Origin of the sequence: Sphingomonas panacis (genome assembly GCF_001717955.1) — a bacterium.
Taxonomy (GTDB): Bacteria; Pseudomonadota; Alphaproteobacteria; order Sphingomonadales; family Sphingomonadaceae; genus Sphingomonas; species Sphingomonas panacis.
Genome location: NZ_CP014168.1, coordinates 2,318,080 through 2,341,236, shown reverse-complemented (window position 1 = coordinate 2,341,236; position 23,157 = coordinate 2,318,080). Strand labels below are relative to the sequence as shown.

Here is a 23,157-nt window from a genome sequence, read left to right as displayed (position 1 = left end):
TCGTCAGTGCGCGATGCCAGAGGCCGCGGCCTCGTCGATCAGGGCGCCCGTGAAAAACCGGTTCAGGCCGAAGGGCTCGGCAATCTCGTGGGCGTGGCCGGTGGCCAGGTGGTGAGCCAGCAGATAGCCCCCCGCCGGAATGGCCTTGAACCCGCCCGTCCCCCAGCCGCAGTTGATGTAGAGGCCGGGGACCGGCGTCTCGCCGAGGATCGGGCTGGAATCCTGAACGATATCGACGATGCCGGCCCAGTGACGGGCCAGGCGCACCCGGCCCACTGAAGGCATCTGTTCGGCGAGCGCGCCGGCGACTTCGCGGATGGTCGGCGAATTGCCGCGCTGGGCGTAGGAGGGATAGTGATCGAGTCCCCCGCCGAACACCAGCCCCCCCTTGTCCGACTGGCTGACATAGAGACCCGTGGCCAAAGACAGCATCACCGTGTCGAGGGCCGGCTTTAGCGGCTCGGACACGAACGCCTGTAGCGCGTAGCTGGTCACCGGCAGCGCAAAGCCCGCCATCTCGGCCACCATCGAGGAGTGACCCGCCACGGCCATGGCGACCTTGTCCGCCTCGATCACACCGAAATTGGTCTCGACCCCGGTCACCCGGCCCGTCTCAGTCTTGCGAAAGCCCCGGACTTCGCAGTTTTGGATGATGTCGACGCCGAGCGCGTCAGCCGCCCGCGCATATCCCCAGGCGACGGCGTCGTGGCGCGCGGTCCCCGCGCGCTTTTGCATGAAGCCGCCCCACACCGGAAAGCGGGCATCGCGGGAGGTATCGAGCGCGGGGATGCGGCGCTTGACGTCGTCGGTGGAGATCATCTCCGCATCGACGCCATTGAGCTGCATCGCGCCGACCCACCGCTCGGCCCCCTCCATGTCGTGGCGGCTATGACACAGGATCACGATGCCGCGCTGACTGAACATCACGTTGTAGTTCAGCTCTCGCGACAGGCCCTCGTAGAGCTTCAACGACAGGTCATAGAGCCGGGCGCTGGCGGGATAATAATAGTTGGAGCGGATCACCGTCGTGTTGCGACCGGTATTGCCGCCGCCCAACCAGCCGCGCTCCAGAACGGCGATGTTCCGTATCCCGTGAACCTTTGCGAGATAGTACGCCGTCGCCAAGCCGTGACCGCCGCCGCCGATGATGACGACATCATAGCGCCGCTTGGGTTCGGGCGATCGCCAGGCCGGCGTCCAGCCCTGCTGTCCGCGCAATCCCTGCAGAAGTACATTGAAGGCGGAATATTTCGTCATCTGTTTGAGCGATCCCGATACAGAACTGTATCGTGGGAGCCCCACCACCTTTCGTCAAGCTCGAATTCGCAGGTCACCTCGATAAACCGCAACGTCAGCTGCCCTGGACGCAACGCCGGGATGAGACGCGCTGCCGGCACCGGGTTACCGCGGGCTCTGATAACAAGCGCGGACGAAGCTGAACCATCCCGGCACCGCCCCGGTCAGATGCGTTTCCAGCGGGATGATCTCGCCGGAAACCTTGAGTCCAGGCAACGGATGCAGTGCTGTTTGGGCGAGCAGCTCGCTGGTGCCGCGCGCGATGATCCACTGATAGAGGCTCGGCTGCGCGAGCTCGCGCGCGCCAAGGGTGACGTGCAGGCGACGACCTGAATAGTCATTCTTCGAGGCGACGGCTTGCTGATACAGCTTAAAGATTTGGCTATTTTCCGCGACGATTCCCGGACTGCCTGCGCCGACGCACTTGAACAGATCCGAGCGCTCGATCGCGACATAGGTCGAGAACAAACCACCATAGGAATAGCCCCAAAGCGCGACGTCGGTCTCATCGACCCGCAAGGCCGTCGCGATTTGGGGATGAAGCTCCTGTTCGAGAAAGGCAAGGAACGCGTCCGCCGCCGGGTTGGCGAACATCGCCAGATAGCGTCGACCTTCGTCTTGCGACAGGCGACCCGCCTTCACGGCGGGTTCGACCGTCTGGCGGATCACATCGGGAACCGCCTCGCCGGGCGGGGTCAAATCGCGGATGCGCAGCCACGGCCAAGCGTGGCTTTCGCGCTTCGAATAGCCGACGGAAACCATGATGAAGGGGATATGGGGAGACAATTTATCGCCCTCTCCCTGGTGAAACGGCGCGGTAGCCGGCAGGAAGAGGTTGCCATCCATCTGGTAGACGATCGGATAGGTCTTCGTGCGGTCGGCGTCGTATTGTGCTGGCAGCGTGACCCAGGCGGCGAAACGCGCTCCTGCGATGCGCGACTCTATCTCGTAGTACCGCGTGGACGGAAAGAGCGCCTCGAAAGACGGCGCGGATTCCACGAGGCCCGTCGGGGTCTTCGCCGCGGAAGAGCGCGTTGGTAAGGTCGCGGCGGCGGCGGCGGCGATGGCCCCGGCGCCGATCGACAAGGCGGATCTACGATCGATAGGATAATTCACGGCCTTCCTCCCAGTTTCTACACGGATCGGACTTCGCGAAGCGCTTGCAGCGCGGAGGCCCGATCCAAGCCCGGATCGTCGCTCCCGCTGTTTTGCGCCCCGGACTCGATCAGAATTTCGCGTTGACGCGAACGCCCCAATATCGCGGATCGCCGTAGACCGAGCCGGCCGAGGGCGCACCGAACTGGGCGAGCGCGGTCTTGGCCAACCAGTCCGTCGCGTACGTCGTGTTGAACAGGTTGCGCGCGAAGAGGGTTACGCGATAGCGCGACCAGACGAGCGACGTGCTGGCGTCGACCAAGGTATAGGGGTCACGTGTCGGACAAGGTCCGAACACTTGCGCCTCGCCACAGAAGTGGGTCGGGCCGATGCCGTTGACCGCACCATTGAACTCCAGCGAGAGCTTGTCCGACACCGGTTTGGTATAGGTGGCGGCCACGCGGTAGCTCCATTTCGGCGCACGCTGGAACTGCTCATCGACATTGCCGATGCCGGGCGCGATGTTGGGCGATAGCACCGTCGGCGTGACCGGGTTGAAGCCGCCGTTCACTTCGAACAGCAACTCCGGCGTGATGCGGTAGGAGCTGTCGACCTCGACGCCGTAGGATTTGACCTTGCCGACGGGCACGGTGACCACGCGCGGCCCGATCGGCGTCGGGACCGTCGCCGCCGCGTTGAACGATTGCGCGTCGATGTAGAACAGCGCGATGGAGATATTGCCGCGCCGCTCGTCGAAGCTGCTCTTGAAGCCGGTTTCGTATGACCAGAGCGTCTGGTTGGGGAAGGTCTTCTGGGCGCTGGTCGTGCCGGCCAGCGGCGCGTTGAAGCCGCCCTGCGTGAAGCCTTTGGTGATCGACGCGTAGATCTGCGTTTCTGGAGTGAACCGGTAGCGCGCCGTCACTTTGGGCTGGAAGCCATGGAACTTGGCGCGCACGCGGGAACCCGTCAGCGGCTGCAATTCCGATGTGATCTCGTCATAGCGCGCACCCCCGCCCACCACGACATGGTCGCTCATCGCATATTCGAGATCGGTGAAACCGGCATAGGTGGTGACTTCGGTCGTCGGATTGCTTTGGAAGATCGATGTGCCGCCGAGCGCGACGCCGCCGAGTATGTTGCCGCAGGAACCGCAATCTCCGGTCTTGCCGTGGTCGTAATAGACTCCGGCGAGCCACTTCAACGGGCTGCTGTTGGTCGACTGGGCACGCACTTCCTGGCTGAAGTTTCGCAAGGAGCCCGTCCCCCGCGCGACGAAGACGTCGGGAGGGCTCATGTCGACGTCGTACGTGTCGCTATATCGCTGGCTGTTGTACGCCGTCGTGCCGATAAGATCGAAAGTACTGGCTGAGTAGGTGATCTTGCCCGAATAGCTGTTGCTGCGAAGCCGGCTTTCCGGTCGGCTGCCGGCAAGCGCGCCTGTCGCCGCGCCGAACCTCGGCGTCAGCAACAGACGGCCGTGTTTGTCGTTGATGTCCTTGACCTGATAGTAGAGGAACGACGGACCCAGCTTGTTGAGGTACGTGTATTTCAGGTCGATCGATAGATTGCTGGCTGGCGTAATTTTCAGGCGACCCGTGAAGGCTTCGTAATCGTCGCGATCAGCATCGGTGCCGTCGCTGAAATTCCGAAAGCCCGACCGACGCTGGATCGCACCTGATACGCGAGCGGTGATGATATCTTCAACGATGGGTCCGGCAAGGGTTGCTGAACCGCGCACGGTTCCGGCGTTACCCGCTTCGCCGTTGATCTCGGCGTCGACCTGGTTGGTCGGCGCACGGGTGACGTAGCTGATCGCGCCCGCATAAGCGTTACGCCCGTAGAGGGTGCCCTGCGGCCCCTTGAGCACCTCAACCCGCTCGAGGTCGAACAACGGGGTGGCGAAGGCCACGTCCGAAGGCTGGTACACGCCGTCGATGTAGAGGCCGACCCCCGGCACGCCCAGGCCGCGCATCGTTACCGAAATCCGGGTCACGCGCGGGGAAGTGATGAAGAAGTTCGGAAGCCGGGTCGACAGGTCGCTGATCGTCGTATTGCCGGCGGCCGTCAAATCCTTCGCCGAGAAGACATCGATCGTCGCTGGAACATCGGCCAATCTCTCCTCGCGCTTACGCGCGGTCACGACGATCTCATCGAGCGCGGCCGAGTCATCCGCCTTCGGCCCCTCGAGCGCGGACTGCGCGGCGACCTGCGCCATCGCGGCTTGCACAGGCAGAGCACTGGCGAATGCCAGAAGAAGGGCCTTGGTGTGGATCCGCATGGTAGTTTTCTCCCCTTTCGTTTATTTGAGTTCGGTTTGGACCACTTCTTCGACGCTCCGGGTCACCCGACCCAATCGCTCGCACGGCCAGAAAGCCGCGCGGCGGATGTTGAATTGGCGGCTCGCAAGCGCACAGGCCAGCCTACGCCGAACCGTGCCGGCCAGCGGTTATCGTTTTCCGGAAAGAGGTCTTGATACAGACCTGTATCCTATTAACGCGAAGCTACCGAGCCTTGCGTTGACATGTCAACTCTTTATATCATGTGCGATCGGCCGCATGCAGGCTAGGCCTCGACATCCGCCGTCATCGTCCGGGAGGCGATGATGAAGCAGGCGCCGCCCGGCAGCAGAGCCGCAAAGGCGATCAGCATCGCGATGCGCAAACCCATCGCCGAACCCTGGTGCGCGCCGAAAGCGTCGCTGAGTACGCCGGTCAGCGCTGGTCCGCCGCCCAGGCCGACCGAGTTCATCACCAGATAGAGCAGCGCGATCGCCGTCGCGCGGCGCCGCGATCCGCAAACCATATGGATACCGGCGAAAAGAGAAGGTCCCGCGCAGAAGATCAGACAGCCGCCGATCAGCGCCGTGATGGCGAAGATCATGAAGTCGTGGGTCAGCAGCGCCAGGACGTAGGCGGGCAGCGCCGCGATCATCAGCAACCCGGTCAGCATGGGCACTGCGGCGGGGCTGCGACGTCCTAGGCGGTCGGTCAGATACCCGCCAGCGAGCGCCCCGACGATCGCAGTGACCGTCGAGATCGAACCGTAGACCGTTCCGGCCTGAGCAAGCGGCAACCCAAAACTGCGAACCAGATGCGAGACGACGAAGATCAGCGCGCCGTAGCTGACAATACCGTAAAACCCGCCGCCGGCGATCTGCCACAGGAAACTGGGTTTGTGGGCTAGCGCTCGGATCGATGGGTCAGTGCGCTCGCCAACGGCCCGATCGGTCGTCCGCGGCACCATGGTCCGCGGCTCCCGCAGGCTCCGGCTGACGATGACCGCGATCAGCAGGCTGGATAGGCCGAAGGTCACGAACATGGCGCGCCAACCGAACCGGCTGGCGATCTGCGCGCCGCCTATTAGCGCCGCCGCATAGCCCGCCACCCCCGCCATGGCGAAAATGCCGATCGCCTTGCCCCGCGACTCCGGCGGGAAATAATCGGCGATCAGGCTCTGCGAGGTCGGCAGCGCTCCTGCTTCCCCACCCCCGACCGCGAGGCGGGCGAAGAACATCTGAGCGAAAGTCTGCACCGCGCCGCAGATTGCGGTCATGAGGCTCCAAAAGGTGATCGAAATCGCGATTATTAGTTTGCGATTGCCGCGATCGGCCAATCGGGCGATCGGCAGGCCCAGCGTCGCGTAGAACAGCGCGAAAGCGGCGCCCGTCAGCAGCCCCATCTGGGTGTCTGTGGCATGAAACTCGGCTTTGATCGGCTCGATCGCGACCGTCATGATTTGGCGATCGATATTGCTGACCGTGGAGACCAGGAACAGCACGGCGAGCATCGTCCAGCGCTGGCGCGACGAAAAGAGCTGCCATGGCTGCGGCCGACCGTGCGGGCCGGTGGAGCTCGAGGGGTCGCCGGTCATCAATTCGGCGCGAAGATTTTGCCGGGATTGAACATCCCGTGCGGGTCGAGGGCGCGTTTGATGTGGCGCATGAGATCCACCCCCTCACCGAGCTCGTCGATGAGAGCGGCCTGCTTACCGATGCCGATGCCGTGCTCGCCGGTGCATGTCCCGTCCATCGCCAGTGCCCGCGCGATCAGGCGGGCGTTCAACGCTTCGACCTCTTCCCATTCCGCCGGCGTGTCAGGATCGAGCGCGAATAGGACATGGAAATTGCCGTCGCCGACATGGCCGCAGATCGTCGCCGGCACCGAGCAGGTCGCCAGATCGTGCTTCGTCTCGGAGATGCAGTCGGCGAGCCGGCCGATCGGGACGCACACGTCAGTCGCCCAGCCGGACGATCCCGGACGCAGGCCCAGCGTGGCGTAATAGGCTTCATGCCGCGCCTTCCACAGCCGGGAGCGCTCCTCGGGAAGCGACGACCAGGCGAATGCGCCGCCCCCATTGCCGCTGCTCAGTTCTTCGACGAGCGCGACCTGCTCGTCGACCGAGGCTTGCGACCCGTGGAATTCGAAGAACAGAGTGGTCTTTTCAGGATAGTCCAGCTTCGACCAGAGATTGACCGCGCGCATCTGGATATCGTCGAGGATCTCCGCGCGGGCGAGCGGGATGCCAAGCTGGATCGCCTGAATCACCGTCGTCGCCGCGCCTTCGATGGTCTCGAAGCTGCAAACCGCCGAAGAGATCACCTCCGGGATCGGGTGAAGGCGAAGCGTCACCTCGGTGATGATGCCAAGGGTTCCCTCGGCGCCAACGAACAGGTGGGTGAGGTCGTAGCCGGCGGCGGATTTGCGCGCCCGGCGCGCGGTACGGATTTCGCGGCCGTCGGCGGTCACCACGCGCAGGGATAGCACCGCCTCGCGCATGGTGCCGTAGCGGACGGCGTTCGTTCCCGACGCGCGCGTCGAGGCCATACCGCCGATCGTCGCGTCCGCGCCGGGATCGACGGGAAAGAACAGACCCTGATCGCGGAGATGATTGTTCAACGCGATCCGGGTCACGCCAGCCTCGACAGTGACGTCAAAGTCGTCGGCGTTGACGTCGAGGATGCGGTTCATCCGGCTCATGTCGAGCGAGATGCCGCCGAAGATCGGCAGAGCGCTCCCCTCGATCGAGGTGCCAGCACCGAAAGCGGTGAGCTTGACCCCATGTTCGGCGCACAGTCGAACGACGAAGATCACCTCCTCAGTGCTTTCGGCGAAGACTACTGCGTCCGGCAGGCGTGACGGGAAGTGGGTTTCGCTCTGGGCGTGCTGCGAGCATATCCCCTCCGCGTAGCTCACGCGTGCGCCCAGCCGATCGTCGAGCGCCGCGCGCGCCGCGGCCGGCAAGCCGGAACCGGGTGAGATCTCTACGACAGCGTTCATCGTCGTCACTCCAATGCCGGCGCGGGCCGGTTTCAATCCAGTCGGTTCTTCACGATCTCGCCGGCCCGCATGATCGCATCGAGCTTTCGGCCATCCGCCGCAAGCAACCCGATGTCCTTCAGCGGATCGCCATCGACGACGATCAGGTCGGCATGGGCTCCGGGGGTAACGCAGCCGAGCTTGCCGTCCTGCATCAAGATCTCCGCGCCCATCGACGTTGCCTGGCGCAGCATTTCGAGCGGCGTGAAGACCTCCGAGCGGAACTCGAACTCGCGGCATTGCTGATCGTAGGTCGAGCCGAGCAGGTCGGTGCCGTAGCCAAGCTTCACGCCGGCATCGCGCATGTACTGGAGACCCTGGATTGCGGCATCAGCGGCGACCTTCAGCTTGACTATGCTGTCGGCCGCCATGCCCAGCTTTGCGCCGACCTCCATGCTGACGAAGATCACCGACATCGTCGGAACAACATAGGCGCCGCGCTCGGCGACCCACCCGGCGGTCTCGGCGTCAATCAGGGTCGCATGTTCGATGCAGCGGACCCCGAACTCGACCGAGCGGCGGATGGCGCTGACCGGATGGCAGTGCGCCGAGACATAGGTTCGTCGCTCAACGGCTTCGTTGACGATCGCGCGGATCTCGTCCTCGCGGAACTGGTTCATCCACATCGGGTCGCTGGGCGACATCACCCCGCCCGACGCGGTGATCTTGATGCAATGCGCGCCGCGGCGAAGCTCCTCGCGCGCCGCCTTGATGCACGCGTCGACGCCGTCGACCACGACGCCGCCCCAGTTCATCGAACCGCAGGAACAATAGCCGTGGGTATGATGCTGCTCGGTGGGCGTCCGGTAGTCGACGTGGCCGCCAGTCATCGATAAGACCTTACCGGCATAAAAGAACCGCGGCCCGCGGATCAGTCCGTCGGCGACGGCCGCCGCCAACGGGAAGTCACCCCCACCGATATCCCGGACCGTGGTGAAGCCGCAATCGAGCGCATGGCCGAGTTTCTTGACCGCGTGCGCCGTCCGATAGGGCGCATCGCGGCCATCCACGACCTTGGCGTTGAGGTCGGAGAAATAGGCGTGGATGTGGCAGTCGATGAGTCCGGGCATCAAGGTCTTGCCGGCAACGTTGATCCGTTGCGCACCGTCGGCCTTGATCGGGCGGTCGGAAACTTCCCGGATCGTGCCGTTTTCGATCAGAACCGACATGCCTTCGGCGCAATCGGCAGAATACCCGTCGAAAATACGCGCGTTCTCGAAAACCACTTGAGTCATTTGCGCTGCGCCCTCGGCCAGCCTTCTCGACCGGAACGGTCAAAGGGCGGCGCCTCCCTTGTCGATGTGATGTCACGCATTGCGTTGACATGTCAACTATGTACCCTACGTAGCGCGGGCGCGCCGGGCGCGCCGGGCGGGAAGGCGCTGGTGGCACCTCACTCAGCTGCACTTCATCGGGCGCTCGCCACTCCCGCGAGTCATACAATACAATTCTGTACCGACGTGGCTTCACGGCGCCGCGACCAAGGCGTTTCCGCCGCGTTTCGCGCGCTGGCGTCACGATTTTAAAGACGCTAGTGTGTTGACGTCATGAAGCGATCACAGCAATGCCGATAGTGCCGAAAAGCACCGCCGAGCGAGGTCTCTCCAGCGAGGAGTGGATCAGCGTCGCCAAGACGACCTTGATCCAGGAAGGTATCGCCGGAGTGAAAATCGATCGCCTCGCAAAAAAGGCGGGCGTTACGCGCGGCGGCTTCTACTATCGCTTCAAGAGCCTGCAAGGCATACTCGACGCGCTGATCGACCATTGGCGCCAAACCAATCATCAGCCGATTGTCAACGCGCTAAACGGGCCGGGTTCCCCGGCCGAACGCTTTCGCGCCCTGATGCGCTTGTGGATCGACGAGCAGGACTACGATCCCGATTTCGATGCGGCGGTCCGGGGCTGGTCGCGTGTGTCGCCCAAGGTCGCCAAGGCCGTCCGCGAGATCGACGACCTACGGATCGAGGCGCTCAAGCACCTGTTCGTTGACGCCGGCTACGACCTCGACGAGGCCTTCGTTCGTGCCCGGATCACCTATTTCCACCAAGTTGGCTACTACGCCATGGGCATGCGGGAGTCGCACAAGCGGCGTGAAGAGCTTGGCGAGCTCTACTATCGCATCCTGACCGGCTTCCGTGGGGGCGAGCTGAAATATCTCCCGTCTCTCCCTTGAACTCAGTCGGCGTCGTGGGCGACAAGCTGATCACGGCGGAGGCAGGTAAGTTGCAGATAAGCATCGAAGCGGGACCCCGTTCCTTCTCAGCGCAACCATTTGAAAGCGCGGAGGAATATGATTTCTCAAAGGGTCCCGATCGGCGCCGATTGGGCCCCCCTCTAACGCCACCTTTATTGGCTTTAACAGATATTTAGCAGGATTTTAATGGGATCCCGCTTCGACGCTTATCCACATGCTGTCGTCAATGACCAGCTCCAACCGTATTTCGGGATAATCCGCGCGGAACTGCGCCAGCTTCGGCATCACGATCAATTGGGCGGCGGCGCGCGGCATGTTGATCCGTACCAGTCCGCGTGGCTGCTGCTGAAAGGCGCCGACATCTCGGACGGCATCAATCACTTCGGCGATCGGCGCTCCGAGCCGATCGAGCAAGGCCTGCCCTGCCTCGGTCGGCGCCACGCTGCGGGTCGTGCGGTGGAGCAGCCGGGCGCCGAGACGCTGTTCGAGCGATCGCATGCTGTGGCTGAGCGCGGAAGGCGACATGTTCAGCCGCCGCGCCGCGCTGCGGAAGCTGCGCTCCTCGGCGATCGCCATGAACGCCATCAGCTCGGCAAACTCCGCGCCCCGCATATTGGTGATTCCCTTTCAACGGCCCGTGCTGAATCGAACGCATTATACACTCCGCGCGAATGAACCATATCTCTTCCAACGAGCCGAAGAGGAATGATGATGCGCACGATGCGACGCTGGGAAATGGATGGGATCGGCCGTGACCGGCTTGCCTTACGCGAGCGGCCGATCCCGGTCCCTGGCCGGCACGAAGTGCTGGTGGCGGTCGGCGCGGTGGCGCTCAACCATCGCGACAAAATGGTCATCGAAAGCGGGCGCGGCCTGCCGCTCTCCTTCCCGTTCACCCCCGGCTCCGACCTGGCGGGGCGGATCGTGGCAACGGGCGAGGGCGTAGAACGCTTTGCTATCGGTGATCGCGTGATCTCCTGCTTCACGCCAGAATGGATCGACGGCCTTCGCGCGGGGACGGCCCGGACGCCGGTGTATCGCACGCTTGGCGGTTTCTTCGCCGGCGTACTCGCCGACTATGTCGTGCTACCCGACCACTGGCTGATCGCGGCGCCGGCGACACTCGACGATGTACAGGCGAGCACGCTTCCCTGTGCCGCGCTCACCGCCTGGTTCGCGCTCGTCGAGCGCGGCCGGATCCGGGCGGGTGACACGGTGCTGATACGGGGGACGGGCGGCGTGGCGCTGTTCGCACTCCAGTTCGCAAAGATGCATGGGGCGACGGCGATCTTGTCCTGCAGTCCGGAAAAAGGCGACCACGCACGGGCGCTTGGCGCAGATCAAATTATCGACCGGCATCGGACAGATGAGCTCGATGCGCTGTACGCACTCACCGGTGATCGTGGTGCAGACCATATAGTGGAGACCGTCGGCGGCGCTCATCTCGGCCTATCCGCGCAAGCGGCGGCCGTCGGCGGTCGCATCTATCAGATCGGCGCGCTCGACGGTTTCGACCTGTCGTCGCCCGCCATGCCCCTGATGATGAAGGACGTGACGATCCACGGCATCGCCACCGGCCATCGCCGTGCGTTCGAGGACATGGTGCGCGCGGTTGAGCGTGTCCGCATGGAACCAGTGATCGACAGCCGCTTCCCGCTTTCCGGCCTGCCGGACGCGCTGGACCGCCTCGACACGGGACCGTTCGGCAAGATCGTGATCGAGATGTCCGACCGGACCAATCAGGACGGGAGCATCTGAAATGGAGGAACACGCAAGCTGGCGGGACGCGAACATGAGCGCGCCAGCACCAGTCCTGTCGGCTCGGGCGATCAGGCTGCTGGCGCCCGGCCGGGGCGAGGACATCCAGGTGCGGATCTCCGCCCCCGCGACCGGCGATAACCTGCCTATCATCATCTTCTCGCACGGCTATGGCTCGTCGATGGACGGCTATGCGCCGCTGGCCGATTATTGGGCCGCGCACGGCTTCGTCGTGGTCCAGCCGACTCATCTCGATGCGAAGCGGCTTGGGCTGGCGCAAGACGATCCGCGACGACCGCTCATCTGGCGCACCCGTGTCGAGGACATGAAGCGCATCCTGGACGATCTGGACGCGGTCACGCAGTGGGTGCCTGGGCTGGAAGGCCGTGTCGATCACGGCTTGGTGGCGGCATCTGGGCATTCGTTCGGGGGGCAGACCACGAGCATGCTGCTCGGTGCGCGGATGCTGGGGCCTGATGGCGAAGGCGAAGACATGTCGGATCGACGGATCAAAGCCGGAATATTGCTCGCCTCCGGGGGGCACGGTGGAGTGGACCTGAGCCCCTTGGGACGGGAGATCACCCCATATTTGAACTCCGGCTTCGACCACATGGCGACGCCTGCTTTGGTTGTCGCGGGCGATGCGGACCAGTCACCGTTGACGACGCGCGGCCCCGACTGGTTCGCCGACCCGTATCGTCTCAGTCCCGGCAGGAAGGCGTTGCTGACGCTATTCGGCGCCGAGCATATGCTGGGTGGCATATCGGGCTATGCGGTGACGGAAGCGACCGACGAAAATCCGGCCCGCGTCGCCCTGATTCAGCGGATGACTCTGGCGTATCTGCAGAGCCAACTGCTTGACGACGCGACCGCGTGGTCTTCGGCATGCGAAGCCCTTGCGATGGAGGCTACACCACTGGGGAAGGCCAAAGGCATCATCGGAAGATGACCATATCCGGCTGAAACAGCCGCTCGGAGGGGGTGGCTGGAGGGCAGGAATGTCCCAAATTTCTAGCTCAGACTGCCTCCCGCGACGTGAACAAGCGGCCGAATTTGGGGGGGCGAAAGAGCCTGTAAGTGACCGGGGATGGGTCGACGTGCTGATGCGCAGGGCAGGTACCGACCAGAGCACGAACCCGCTCCGCGGGAGGGTCGCTTGGGATGACGTAGCGTAGTATTTGTGAGGCTTTCGGCGAGGCGGCGTCGCCCGCCGACTGTGGAGTTCCTTCAACGGAGAGGAACTTACCATGGATGCTATCACGACCGCTGCTCCGCCCCATTCGCTGCGTGAGCGGATGTTGCAGGACATGACGATGCGTGGCTTCGGGGCGCACACACAGAAGGACTATATCCGGCATGTTCGGAGCTTCGCCGCGTTCCTGGGCCGTCCGCCGGATACGGCCACAATGGAAGACCTGCGGCGTTATCAGGTCGACCAGCACGAGCGCGCCGTGGGGCCGGCCACGATCAATGGGGGCGTTTCGGCACTGCGGTTCCTGTTCGGGATAACCCTCAAGCGCCCGGAGATGGCGCTGGGGCTCGTCGTTGTTCGCTGCATGCCCAAGCTGCGTGTGGTCTTGAGCGTCGAGGAGACAGCGCGGCTGCTCGAGGCTGCGCCAGGCATCAAATACAAAGCGGCCCTCAGCGTGGCCTATGGCGCGGGCCTGCGGGTCTCGGAGGTTGCCCATCTCAAGGTCGATGACATCGACAGCACCCGGATGATGATCCGCGTCGAGCAGGGCAAGGGACGCAAGGACCGCAACGCCATGCTCTCACCGCATTTGCTGGACTTGCTCCGTCAATGGTGGCGCGAAGGCAAGCGGCGCGGTGTGATGTTACCCCATGGCTGGCTGTTCCCCGGTCGCAATGGCACGGATCCGATCTCGGCCCGCCAGTTGCACCGCGTCGTGCAGGAAGCGGCCGAGCGCGCCGAGATCCACAAGCGGGTAAGCCCGCACACATTGCGGCATTCGTTTGCCACTCACCTGCTCGAGCAGGGTGTCGATATCCGGGTCATCCAAGTCCTGCTGGGACACGTGAACATCAACACGACCGGCATCTACACCCAGGTCTCGAGCAAGACGATGCGGGCGGTGGCCAGCCCGCTCGACCAGATCGTGGCCGTGATGGAAGGCAGGGCCCCTCCCGGTTGAACCGGTGCGCGCCTCAATCGAGGTCGCCGATATCTTCCGCAGCGCCGGGCCCGCCTATCGGGCGGCCCATGCCGGGCATCTCAGCCTCGGCCAGCTCAAGGTCATGACGGCCATCGAGAACTGCCGCACCGCCGCGCTGGGCGGTCACGTCGAGGCCTGCGACGACTGTGGGCACTGGCGTATCGCCTACAACTCCTGCCGCAACCGGCATTGTCCCAAATGTCAGGGCGCCGCCGCGCGCACCTGGCTGGCCGCGCGCGAGGCCGATCTATTACCGGTTGGCTACTTCCATGTCGTCTTCACGCTGCCCGCCGAGATCGCCGACATCGCGTGGCAGAACAAGGCGGTGGTCTATGACCTGCTCTTCCGCGCTGCTGCGGATACGATGCTGACCATCGCCGCCGATCCCAAGCACCTTGGTGCGCGGATCGGCATCACTGCTGTCTTGCACACCTGGGGATCGGCGCTGACTCACCACCCACATGTGCACATGATCGTGCCCGGCGGCGGCATCGCGCTCGATGGCACGCGCTGGATCTCGTCGCGCCCGGCCTTCCTGTTACCAGTGCGCGTGCTGGGTGCGTTGTTCCGCCGGCTGTTCCTCACACGCTTGCTGGCGTTGTTCGACGCCGGCAAGCTGGCCTTCTTCAACGCCTTGGCAGGCCTGGCCTCGCGTAAGACCTTCCTGCGGCATCTGTCGCCCATCCGTAAGAAGCGCTGGGTGGTCTATGCCAAACCACCCTTCGCCGGGCCGCAGGCGGTGCTGGCCTATCTCTCGCGCTACACGCACCGCGTTGCCATCTCGAACCGGCGGCTCATCGGCTTCGACGAGGCCGGCGTGACGTTCCGCTACAAGGACTATCGCCGCCCTGCTGCTGAACGCCAGCAGGTCATGACGCTGGCGAGCGGCGAGTTCGTCCGCCGCTTCCTGATCCACGTTCTGCCGCGCGGCTTCCACCGCATCCGGCATTACGGCCTGCTCGCCAGTTCGACCCACAAGGACACCGTGGCGCTGGCCCGCAGGCTGCTGGGCGTTGCTGTACCGGTCGAGGAGCCCGAACCCGACGAACCTCCCGACCATCGCCCGCCATGCCCATGTTGCGGCGGGCACATGACCATCATCGAGGCCTTCGCCCGCTGGTGCCAGCCCCGCGCGCCGCCATCATCGGCATCGCCAATCCGGGGGAATGCGCCATGATCCGGCATGGCTCAGGCTGCACGACGGTCGCGCCCACGGCGTCCTGGCCGATGACCCAGTGCATGCCCATTCCGCAATCCAGCCCAGCGCAGCACGCACCGACCAGCAAAACCACCACCGTCCGCACTCTGACGCCGCACAAAGTCACGTTGATCCGGCCAGAACCGACACTTCCGGATCGGCATCGCTTACCCGTCAGAACCACCCAAAAGCCGCTTTACCCATAGACCAGCGCGTGGGGCCCGCGGGTTCCTGCACTGGAGGCTTTCGTACGCAAGCGCCCGAAACCCTTCACACTTCAGGTCATTTCTGGATCTAGACGAGAAGGTCTGCTCCCGACGGGAGCTGCCGTTTGCTCAGCAGCCCGTCCGTCGGAAAAGCACCTGTTGCTGTCGATTATCACGGTAGACGACGTTACCAGAATCCGGCGCAGATTCATTTTCCCCGGTGAAGCATAGGCCGGAGCCGCGCTCAATCTGTGCGATTTTTGGCGATTTGTCACAAAAAGTCCAACAATCTCTCCTAACGGCGCTCCCGGGACGCAATTGAACCGCGTCACGGCTTTCGCTTCACCAAGGGGGTTTCCATGTTCCGCTCCACGCGACGTTCGTCGCGCGCCGCCGTGCGCGCGCTGTTGATGCTCGGCTCAACGGTGTCCGTCGTCGCCATCGCCACGCCCGCCGCCCACGCGCAGGATTACACCAACATTGTCGCCTCCGGCCGCGTGACCGGCCAGGACGGCGCGCCAATCACGAATGCCGAGGTGAAGATCACCTCATCGGATAGAGGCGTCAGCCGCACCGCGATGACCGACGGCGCGGGCGCCTATACGATCCCGCAGCTATCGCCGGGCAATTACGACGTCACCATAACCGCCGAGGGTTATTCGACCTACACCGAGCGCGGCATCCCGCTGACTCGCGAGACCGGCGGCGCGAACACGTTCCACCTCGTTGCCGCGTCGCAGAACGGCGATATCGTCGTCACGGGTTCGCGTCAGCGCGTCGCCGATTTCCAGGATACGACGGTCGGCAGCACGATCAACCTCGGCTCGCTGACGCAACGCGTGCCGATCGGCCGTAGCTTGCGCGACGTGATGCTGCTGACGCCGGGCACGGTGCAGGGATCGTCGCCGTCGAACGGCGGCTTCGCCAACCAGGTCTCGATCGCGGGCGCGGCTTTCACCGAAAACGCCTTCTACATCAACGGCCTGAACGTCACCGATTTCGTCTCGGGCGGCCAGCCGACTGAAGTGCCCTTCGACTTCTACCAGACCGTCGAGGTCAAGACCGGCGGCGCCCCGGCCGAATTCGGTCGCGCGACCGGCGGCTATGTCGTCGCCACCACCAAGTCCGGCTCGAACGAATATCATGCCAGCGTCACCGGCATCACCGAGCCTGACGCGCTGCGCGACAGTTCGCCCTCGACCCGTACCACCGATTACGCGCATGCCCGCGCCAGCCGGCAGGAACTGATCCTCCAGGCGAGCGGGCCGATCATCAAAGATCACCTGTTCGTCTACGGCCTCTACAATTTCCGTGACATCCGCGCGTTCACGCCATCGAACAACCAGAACAACTCGACCGGCGTGACCAACCGCAGCCCGTTCTGGGGCGGCAAGGTCGATGGCTACATCACCGGCGACCATCATTTCGAGTTCACCTATTTCGACACCACCGACGACACGCTAAACCGCAGCTACAATTGGGACCGCACCACCTACACACGCGGCGCTGAGACCGGGGGCACCAATGCGCGTGCGGGCGGCGTCAATTATGTCGGCCGCTACACGGGCACGTTCACGCCGTGGCTCACGCTGTCGGGCGCATACGGCGTCAACAAGCTGCGCTCGGGCAACCTGCCGCTCGACACCGTTAATTCGCAGGTCGTCGATTACCGCAGTGACCCTGCCGGCATCCAGATCGGCGCCAATAAAGTAACCGACGCCTACAGCCAGACCGACAACAAGCGCGAATTCTACCGCATCGACGCCGACCTTCAGTTCCATCTGCTGGGGACGCATCACGTCCGTTTCGGCTATGACAACGAGAAGGACACGCAGGTCCAGACCTACCAGACGATCGGTGCAGGCGCGTACAAGATCTACAATGTCACCGCCGATTCAGCGGCGCGCATCGGCCTTCCGGTCGGCACGCAATATTATACCACGCGCGTCTACGCGCAGAATGGCACGGCGCACGTCCGCAACCAAGCCTATTACATCCAGGATCAATGGTCACTGCTCGACAACCGCTTGCGGTTCGATCTCGGCCTTCGCAACGATCGCTTCAGCAACCAGGGCGTGAACGGCAAGTCGTTCTTCGAATCGGGCAACCAATGGGCGCCGCGCATTGGCGCTTCGTTTGATCCGCTCGGGGACGGGCGAACGAAGGTTTTCGGTTCGTACGCGAAATATTACCTGCCGATGGCGGGCGACATCAATCTGAACGTTGCCGGCAGCCTCGTCACCTACACGCGGTACAACCTGTTCAACGGCACCAGCGGCGCGGGCAACATTCCGGTGGAGGGTGCGCCCATCCTGTCAGTCGCCAACACCACCGCCTGCCCGGACACCAAGGTGAAGAATTGCGAGCTATCGGCGGACGGATCGGCGTTCAACCCGGCGGGCGCAATCGCCACCAACATCAAGCCCCAGTCGGACAATGAGTTCATCATCGGCGCCGAACATCAGTTCGGCGACCATGTCCGGATCGGCGCGTATTTCACGCACCGCGAACTCCAGAATGTGATCGAGGACATGTCGATCGACATCGCCGCGCGCGCATATTGCGTGGCGGCGGGCATGGCGGGGGCGGCCTGCCAGTCCACCTTCTCGGGCGGCAACCAGTTCGTCATCGCCAATCCCGGTCGTGACGTGACCGTGCAGCTCAACAAGCTGCCTGACGGCTCGACCCCTACCGTGACGCTGAAGGCGGAGGATCTCGGCTATCCCACGCCGAGCCGCAACTACAACGCGCTGACGCTGACCTTCGATCGCAGCTTCGACAAAAAGTGGAGCCTCGCGGCCTCCTACACGCTGTCCTTCAACAAGGGGAATTACGAAGGCGGCGTGCGCTCCGAGAACGGGCAGGCGGCGATCAACCGCACCGCCGACTTCGACTCGCCCGGCTTCGAGAACGGGGCTTACGGGTATCTGCCGAGCGACCGCCGCCACAGCTTCAAGGCATATGGCAGCTACCGCCTGTTCGACTTCCTCGATCTCGGCGGCAACGCGATCGTGCAGTCGGGGGCGCATTATAGCTGCATCGGCGCGGTGCCACTCAGCGTCGATGCCTATGCCAACACCTATCACGGCTACGGCTATTATTGTCAGGGCAAGCTCATCCCGCGCGGCACCGCGTTCACCGGCGACTGGCTTACCCAGTTCGACGTGAGCGCAATCGTTCACCTGCCGCTGCCACGCGGCGTGGACGCCTCGGTCCGGCTCGACGTGTTCAACCTGTTCAACAGCCAGTCGGTCACCTCGTATAACAATTTCGGCGAACAGGGCGACGGATCGGTGAACACCGACTATCGCTCGCCGGTCAATTACCAGAGCCCGCGTTCGGTGCGGGTGACGGCGCGCCTCGGCTTCTGAGCCATTCGCCATCGCCGGGATCGTTCTGAACGAGCGATCCCGGCGGTTGCAAATCACCGGGCGCGGGGCATGTCTCGCCGGGCAACCGGCTCGGCGGAAGCGAGCGATGGAGGGGACGATAGAGAAAAGATCAAAGCGCCAGCGTGAGATCATCACGCGTCTGCGCAGCGGACGGACCTTATCAGTGACGGCGCTGGCGAACGATCTCGCCGTGTCCGACGAGACGATCCGGCGAGAGCTGCGCGCGCTTGAGGACCACGGGGTCATCATCCGCGAGCATGGCGGCGCACGCATGGCGACGCCGGTGCATGAAGGGCCGCTCCATCAGCGCATGGAAGAGAATGCCGACGCCAAGCTGCGCATCGGCCGCGCGGCCGCCGAACTGATTGATGACGGCGCGATCATCTTCATCGATTCGGGTACGACGAGCTGCTTCATTGCGCGTCAGCTCGTCGATCGGCGCGCGCTGACGGTCATAACCAATTCGCTGCACGTGGCCAAAGACCTGGGCGGGATCAACAACAACCGCCTGTTCCTCGCCGGCGGACAAATGGATTACGATTACCGCGCCTTTTCCGACCATGTCGCGCAGGACTATGTGCGCGGCTTCACCCCGCATCTCGCCATCCTGTCGGTGGGCGGAATCAGCATCGACCGGGGACTGATGGATTTCCATCCCGGTGAGGCGGCAATGAGCCGGATCGCTTACGCCACCTCGAAGCAGGTGCTGCTCGCCGCCGATTGTTCGAAGATCGGCCGATATGCGTTGATCCAGACGGCGGCGCTGACCGATGTCGATATCCTCGTCACGGACGAGCCGCTGGCGGAGGATTACGCCGGTGCGTTCGCGCATGCCGAGGTGGTGATCGCCTGACGCGCGCGCACCGCGCGCATCAGCGGAAATCCGACGACCAGCACGAGCAGCGCGCCGGCACCCGCCACGCCGGCATGGAGAAGCCAGAAGGACGGCGTCCCCATCCGTTCGTAATAGACCCCGCTGAGACCGACCCACAGGTTCGCGAAAAAGCCGTGCAAGTAGAACAGCCCCACCCAGAATCCGATCAGCCGGCGCGGTGCGACGCCTGCGATCAGGCTGAGGCACGAGGACCAGATCAGCACCACTGCGGCGTCGATCAGGAGCAGGTAAGCAATCGCCCAAGCCAGCGGCAACGTCCCGCCGCTCAGGCTGCCGATCGTCAGCACCAGATAGCCGGCCGAGCAACACAGCCCGCCGAGCAGCACCTGCACCGCCGCGCCGATGGTGATGCCGCGCCGCTCCAGCGCGCGCGTCGTGAGGTGCGATACCGCAACCAGAGTCAGCGTGAAGGCACCGTCGAACGATAGCAGCCATGCCACCGGAATCGCCCATCCGCCCAGTCGCAGATCGACATGCGACCGTGCCCAGACCAGGAAGATATTGTTGAGCTGCTCATACGCCGCGAAGCACAGGTAAACAGCGGCGAGCGCGACGATCAGCACGCCCGTCGCGGCCGCCGGCCCGACCGGCGGGTACGCTGGATTCGCGGTTGTCGGACCAACGGCGACGTCCTCACCGTTGCCCGTATAGAAGACCAGCCCGATGGCGAGCGCCACCCCCGCAGCGCCGATACCATAAGCCGGCCCCGCAAACACCTCGAGCGCACCGCACACCAAGGGGCCGCAGATCACACCGGCGTTGAGGAAGCCAAGATAGACCGTATAGGCGCGCCGCCGCTGCGCCTCGTCGTGGAAAAGCAGCCCGACCTGAGCGGAGAGATTGCCCTTGAGCAGCCCGGTGCCGATGGCGAAGAAAAGCAGACCGATCAGAAAGCTGCCGTTACCGAGCATGAGCATGAGGCCGAGCAGCATGCCCGCCCCGCTGCTCGCCACCATCACCCGTCGGCTACCGGCGAGATCGCCAGCCAGCCCGCCGAGCGGGATCGACAGATAGATCAGGGCGTTGGCGTAACCGTATAGCTGCGACGCGAGGCCGGTGGTCGAGATCGGACCGAACACCGCCACACTGGCGTCGCGCAGCGCCGTCGCCCCGGCCACGCGCGTCAGATCGCCGGCCAGCACATGATCGACCAGGATCAGCACGAGCAGCGATTTCACGCCGGTCATGGCGAATCGCTCCCAGAATTCCATCATCGCCAGCGCCAGAAAGCGTCGGTCCAGCACTGTGCCGTCGTTAAAAACCGCGTCGCCCATCTTGCCCGCCCTCGCCAACGGGGGGCGCTAGGCGCGCTTCGCAACAGCGTGATGACAGTCGAAGCTCAAAGCGGGTGAGGATACGCGACAATGGGCTCGCTTACGCTGGGCTCGCCCGTCTCGACATGCCCCGCGAGCCGCTGCCGGGTGCCGTCCGACACCGTGAGCATCAGATCGTACCAGCGATGATCGGGAAGACCGAGCGGGCGCAGCATCTCCGTCGTGACGGAAAACCGCTCCTGCCGGCCGGTATGGGCGCAGCGCATCGTCACGATCGTTGCCGTCCCATCCCGGTTTACGAGGTGCAGTGTGCCCCCTCGCCCATCCTCGCGCCAGACGATCGCCGCCTCGATCCGCCCCGCACCACCGGCGCCGCGATACTCGCGCTGGAAGCCGTTCGGCCCGCGCACGACCAGCGCATGCGGCCGGTCGCGACGCAGCGGCCACGCTTCCTCCAGCCGCGAACCCGCCGCGACGGTGAAGTAGCGCCAGCCGGGGAAGGCGATCTCATCCTGGACGCCGAACACGATGCCGACGATCCCGTCATTGACGAAGCGGAGCGTCAAGCCGGCATTCGACCAGCCTGGCTCGACCGCGAAGCGATACGGCAGCGCGCGTGCGGGGCGGGTGCCCGGCTCCTGTACGGGCACACCCGTGCTGATGGCGATCGTCGGTGGCGGGCCGCTTTTACACAATTGCTCGGTCTCGGCGATGTAGCCGGCGACCGAGGGCAGCGCCTTCGCCCAGCGCGTGTCGAGCCGCGCCTCGTGCGACACGTCGAAATCGAACATCGAGGTCAGGTCGCCGCAGATCGCGCGTCGCCACGGCGAGATATTGGGCTCGACCACCCCGAAGCGCTTTTCGAGGAAGCGCAGCACCGAGGTATGATCGAACATCTGCGAGTTCACCCACCCGCCGTGCGTCCAGGGCGATATCACCATCATCGGCACGCGCGGGCCGAGCCCGACCGGCTCGCCCTGATATGTCTCGCCCCGAACATCGACGTTGCTCGCACCGTAGCGCGGCGCGATGGCGGGCATGGGCGCTGGGATGTGATCGAAAAAGCCGTCATTCTCATCATAGTTGAGAATGAACGCCGTCTTCGCCCACACCTTGGGGTTGGCCGCCAGTGCCGCAACGAGGCTGGCGATCAGCACCTCGCCGAAGGGGACCGGCGCGTCGGGATGCTCGCTCATCTGCATCATCGGCACGATCCAGGAAACCTGCGGCAGACGATCGGCGGCCACGTCGGCGGCGAAGGCGGCGATCAGGTGACGCGCCTGTGTCGCCTCGGGGTCCGGCGGTGCGGCGCCGTCGATCCAGTCAACATGCGCGCGCCCACGCCGATACCGTGACGAGGCACGATCCAATTTGCGAAATTCCTTGAAATAGCCAAGCGGGTTATCGGAATAATTGGCGAGTTCCTGATAGACCCGCCACGACACGCCCGCCTCTTCCAGCCGCCCGGCATAGGTGCGCCAGGGGAGCCCCTCGGTCGCGTCGTCCTTCGCCATGTCCGCGCCGGGATTGGCGTCGCTGCCGCCATTGGTGACGCAATATTCGCCCGCCTGACCGACGCTGAGGCCGCTGGTGCCGGTGAAATGAAAGAGCCGGTTTGGCCCGGTCGGCCCCTGCAGCGAGCAATGATATGCGTCGCAGATGGTGAACTGGTCGGCAAGCGCGTAATAATAGGGAATGTCCGCACGGGTCAGGTGCGCCATCGTCAGCGGGCCTTTCTGCTCGGCCCAGACGTCCCAGTTGCGCCAGCGTGTCTGGCTATCCTTCCAGCTATGGTCGAGGCCCGTAAAGCACCGCGCGTTGCTGCTATTGTAGTCGAGCCGGAAGGGCCAGGCGATCTGACCGCCGTCGCGGTCGGCGCGGCGTTGCGCCCAAACCGGCTTGCCGCTCGGCAGTGTGACGGGCCTCGGATCGGAAAAGCCGCGCACGCCGCGCAAACTGCCGAAATAATGATCGAACGAGCGGTTCTCCTGCATCAGAATCACGACATGCTCGACATCCTGGATCGAGCCGCGCCCGGCGGAGCGGCGCAGCGCTGTCGCGGGCTGATTCGTAAAAGCTGCGGCGCCCGACGCACCGAGAAGAAACACCCTGCGATCGATTGTCACGCCTGCATCCAGCCATTTGAAACCGCGCTCACTCTAGCCATCATATGTGCAAAGCTTATGACGAGCTGGCGCAATGTGATGATATTTTGCGGTCTTTTATCAAAATATCACCGTGTTTGCCTGAGTTCGCGTCTCCGAGCATGTTTAAAGTATTGCTGTCCTAGCGACCTCGCTTCCCTCAACCTGACCGACCGGAATCGACTACCCTTGTCGTTCAGAGACGTAGCGGCGTAC

At 64.1% G+C, this 23,157-nt stretch carries 16 protein-coding genes; 7 read left to right on the top strand and 9 right to left on the bottom strand.

Going from position 1 to position 23,157, the window contains the following annotated elements:
• Positions 1-3: 3 nt before the first annotated feature.
• From J0A91_RS10600 to J0A91_RS10575, 6 genes are all read right to left on the bottom strand, one after another.
• On the bottom strand, positions 4-1,257 hold the full coding sequence (locus J0A91_RS10600; RefSeq protein WP_069204891.1) for a sarcosine oxidase subunit beta family protein: 1,254 nt from the start codon (positions 1,255-1,257) through the stop codon (positions 4-6).
• Positions 1,258-1,401: 144 nt separating this feature from the next.
• Complete coding sequence (locus tag J0A91_RS10595) at positions 1,402-2,412, bottom strand: alpha/beta hydrolase (protein ID WP_069204890.1); 1,011 nt, start codon at positions 2,410-2,412, stop codon at positions 1,402-1,404.
• 109 nt (positions 2,413-2,521) lie between these two features.
• Positions 2,522-4,669, bottom strand: coding sequence for a TonB-dependent receptor (locus J0A91_RS10590; protein ID WP_083224623.1), 2,148 nt, complete (start codon positions 4,667-4,669; stop codon positions 2,522-2,524).
• Positions 4,670-4,953: 284 nt separating this feature from the next.
• The gene (locus J0A91_RS10585) at positions 4,954-6,177 is read right to left on the bottom strand and encodes a spinster family MFS transporter (RefSeq protein WP_169833127.1); all 1,224 of its coding nucleotides are present in this window, start codon (positions 6,175-6,177) and stop codon (positions 4,954-4,956) included.
• A gap of 83 nt (positions 6,178-6,260) precedes the next feature.
• Entirely contained in the window at positions 6,261-7,667 is a 1,407-nt protein-coding gene (locus J0A91_RS10580; protein ID WP_069204887.1) for an FAD-binding oxidoreductase, read from the bottom strand.
• A gap of 32 nt (positions 7,668-7,699) precedes the next feature.
• Positions 7,700-8,941, bottom strand: coding sequence for a metal-dependent hydrolase family protein (locus tag J0A91_RS10575; RefSeq protein ID WP_069204886.1), 1,242 nt, complete (start codon positions 8,939-8,941; stop codon positions 7,700-7,702).
• Between the two features lie 329 nt (positions 8,942-9,270).
• Here J0A91_RS10575 and J0A91_RS10570 point away from each other — a divergent pair, with 329 nt between their 5' ends.
• Entirely contained in the window at positions 9,271-9,879 is a 609-nt protein-coding gene (locus J0A91_RS10570; RefSeq protein ID WP_069204885.1) for a TetR/AcrR family transcriptional regulator, read from the top strand.
• 204 nt (positions 9,880-10,083) lie between these two features.
• Here J0A91_RS10570 and J0A91_RS10565 read toward each other — a convergent pair whose 3' ends face one another.
• The gene (locus tag J0A91_RS10565) at positions 10,084-10,512 is read right to left on the bottom strand and encodes a LysR family transcriptional regulator (protein WP_083224622.1); all 429 of its coding nucleotides are present in this window, start codon (positions 10,510-10,512) and stop codon (positions 10,084-10,086) included.
• A 198-nt stretch (positions 10,513-10,710) separates the two neighbouring features.
• Here J0A91_RS10565 and J0A91_RS10560 point away from each other — a divergent pair, with 198 nt between their 5' ends.
• From J0A91_RS10560 to J0A91_RS10535, 6 genes are all read left to right on the top strand, one after another.
• On the top strand, positions 10,711-11,658 hold the full coding sequence (locus tag J0A91_RS10560; protein ID WP_206365018.1) for a zinc-dependent alcohol dehydrogenase family protein: 948 nt from the start codon (positions 10,711-10,713) through the stop codon (positions 11,656-11,658).
• Position 11,659: 1 nt separating this feature from the next.
• Positions 11,660-12,607 (top strand): alpha/beta hydrolase family protein, encoded by a 948-nt coding sequence (locus tag J0A91_RS10555; protein WP_069204884.1) that lies wholly within the window; start codon positions 11,660-11,662, stop codon positions 12,605-12,607.
• Positions 12,608-12,905: 298 nt separating this feature from the next.
• On the top strand, positions 12,906-13,811 hold the full coding sequence (locus J0A91_RS10550; protein WP_069204866.1) for a tyrosine-type recombinase/integrase: 906 nt from the start codon (positions 12,906-12,908) through the stop codon (positions 13,809-13,811).
• A 4-nt stretch (positions 13,812-13,815) separates the two neighbouring features.
• Positions 13,816-15,009 (top strand): IS91 family transposase, encoded by a 1,194-nt coding sequence (locus tag J0A91_RS10545; protein WP_069204867.1) that lies wholly within the window; start codon positions 13,816-13,818, stop codon positions 15,007-15,009.
• A gap of 586 nt (positions 15,010-15,595) precedes the next feature.
• The gene (locus tag J0A91_RS10540) at positions 15,596-18,607 is read left to right on the top strand and encodes a TonB-dependent receptor (RefSeq protein WP_069204883.1); all 3,012 of its coding nucleotides are present in this window, start codon (positions 15,596-15,598) and stop codon (positions 18,605-18,607) included.
• 184 nt (positions 18,608-18,791) lie between these two features.
• The gene (locus J0A91_RS10535) at positions 18,792-19,481 is read left to right on the top strand and encodes a DeoR/GlpR family DNA-binding transcription regulator (RefSeq protein WP_240502259.1); all 690 of its coding nucleotides are present in this window, start codon (positions 18,792-18,794) and stop codon (positions 19,479-19,481) included.
• Here the strand turns inward: J0A91_RS10535 and J0A91_RS10530 are convergent.
• Positions 19,439-20,797 carry a POT-type proton-dependent oligopeptide transporter gene (locus J0A91_RS10530; protein ID WP_069204882.1) on the bottom strand — a complete coding sequence of 453 codons (1,359 nt, stop codon included), beginning with the start codon at positions 20,795-20,797 and terminating at the stop codon, positions 19,439-19,441. The two genes, J0A91_RS10535 and J0A91_RS10530, sit on opposite strands and share 43 nt — an antisense overlap.
• Before the next feature lie 65 nt (positions 20,798-20,862).
• Entirely contained in the window at positions 20,863-22,923 is a 2,061-nt protein-coding gene (locus tag J0A91_RS10525) for a phosphocholine-specific phospholipase C (protein ID WP_069204881.1), read from the bottom strand.
• Between the last annotated feature and the right edge of the window lie 234 nt (positions 22,924-23,157).

Excerpts from the sequence above, each read along its gene's own strand:
- J0A91_RS10600 (WP_069204891.1), bottom strand. The coding sequence starts at position 1,257 with ATGACGAAATATTCCGCCTTCAATGTACTTCTGCAGGGATTGCGCGGA.
- J0A91_RS10590 (WP_083224623.1), bottom strand. The coding sequence starts at position 4,669 with ATGCGGATCCACACCAAGGCCCTTCTTCTGGCATTCGCCAGTGCTCTG.
- J0A91_RS10585 (WP_169833127.1), bottom strand. The coding sequence starts at position 6,177 with ATGCTCGCCGTGCTGTTCCTGGTCTCCACGGTCAGCAATATCGATCGC.
- J0A91_RS10580 (WP_069204887.1), bottom strand. The coding sequence starts at position 7,667 with ATGAACGCTGTCGTAGAGATCTCACCCGGTTCCGGCTTGCCGGCCGCG.
- J0A91_RS10575 (WP_069204886.1), bottom strand. The coding sequence starts at position 8,941 with ATGACTCAAGTGGTTTTCGAGAACGCGCGTATTTTCGACGGGTATTCT.
- J0A91_RS10570 (WP_069204885.1), top strand. The coding sequence starts at position 9,271 with ATGCCGATAGTGCCGAAAAGCACCGCCGAGCGAGGTCTCTCCAGCGAG.
- J0A91_RS10565 (WP_083224622.1), bottom strand. The coding sequence starts at position 10,512 with ATGCGGGGCGCGGAGTTTGCCGAGCTGATGGCGTTCATGGCGATCGCC.
- J0A91_RS10555 (WP_069204884.1), top strand. The coding sequence starts at position 11,660 with ATGGAGGAACACGCAAGCTGGCGGGACGCGAACATGAGCGCGCCAGCA.
- J0A91_RS10550 (WP_069204866.1), top strand. The coding sequence starts at position 12,906 with ATGGATGCTATCACGACCGCTGCTCCGCCCCATTCGCTGCGTGAGCGG.
- J0A91_RS10540 (WP_069204883.1), top strand. The coding sequence starts at position 15,596 with ATGTTCCGCTCCACGCGACGTTCGTCGCGCGCCGCCGTGCGCGCGCTG.
- J0A91_RS10530 (WP_069204882.1), bottom strand. The coding sequence starts at position 20,797 with ATGGGCGACGCGGTTTTTAACGACGGCACAGTGCTGGACCGACGCTTT.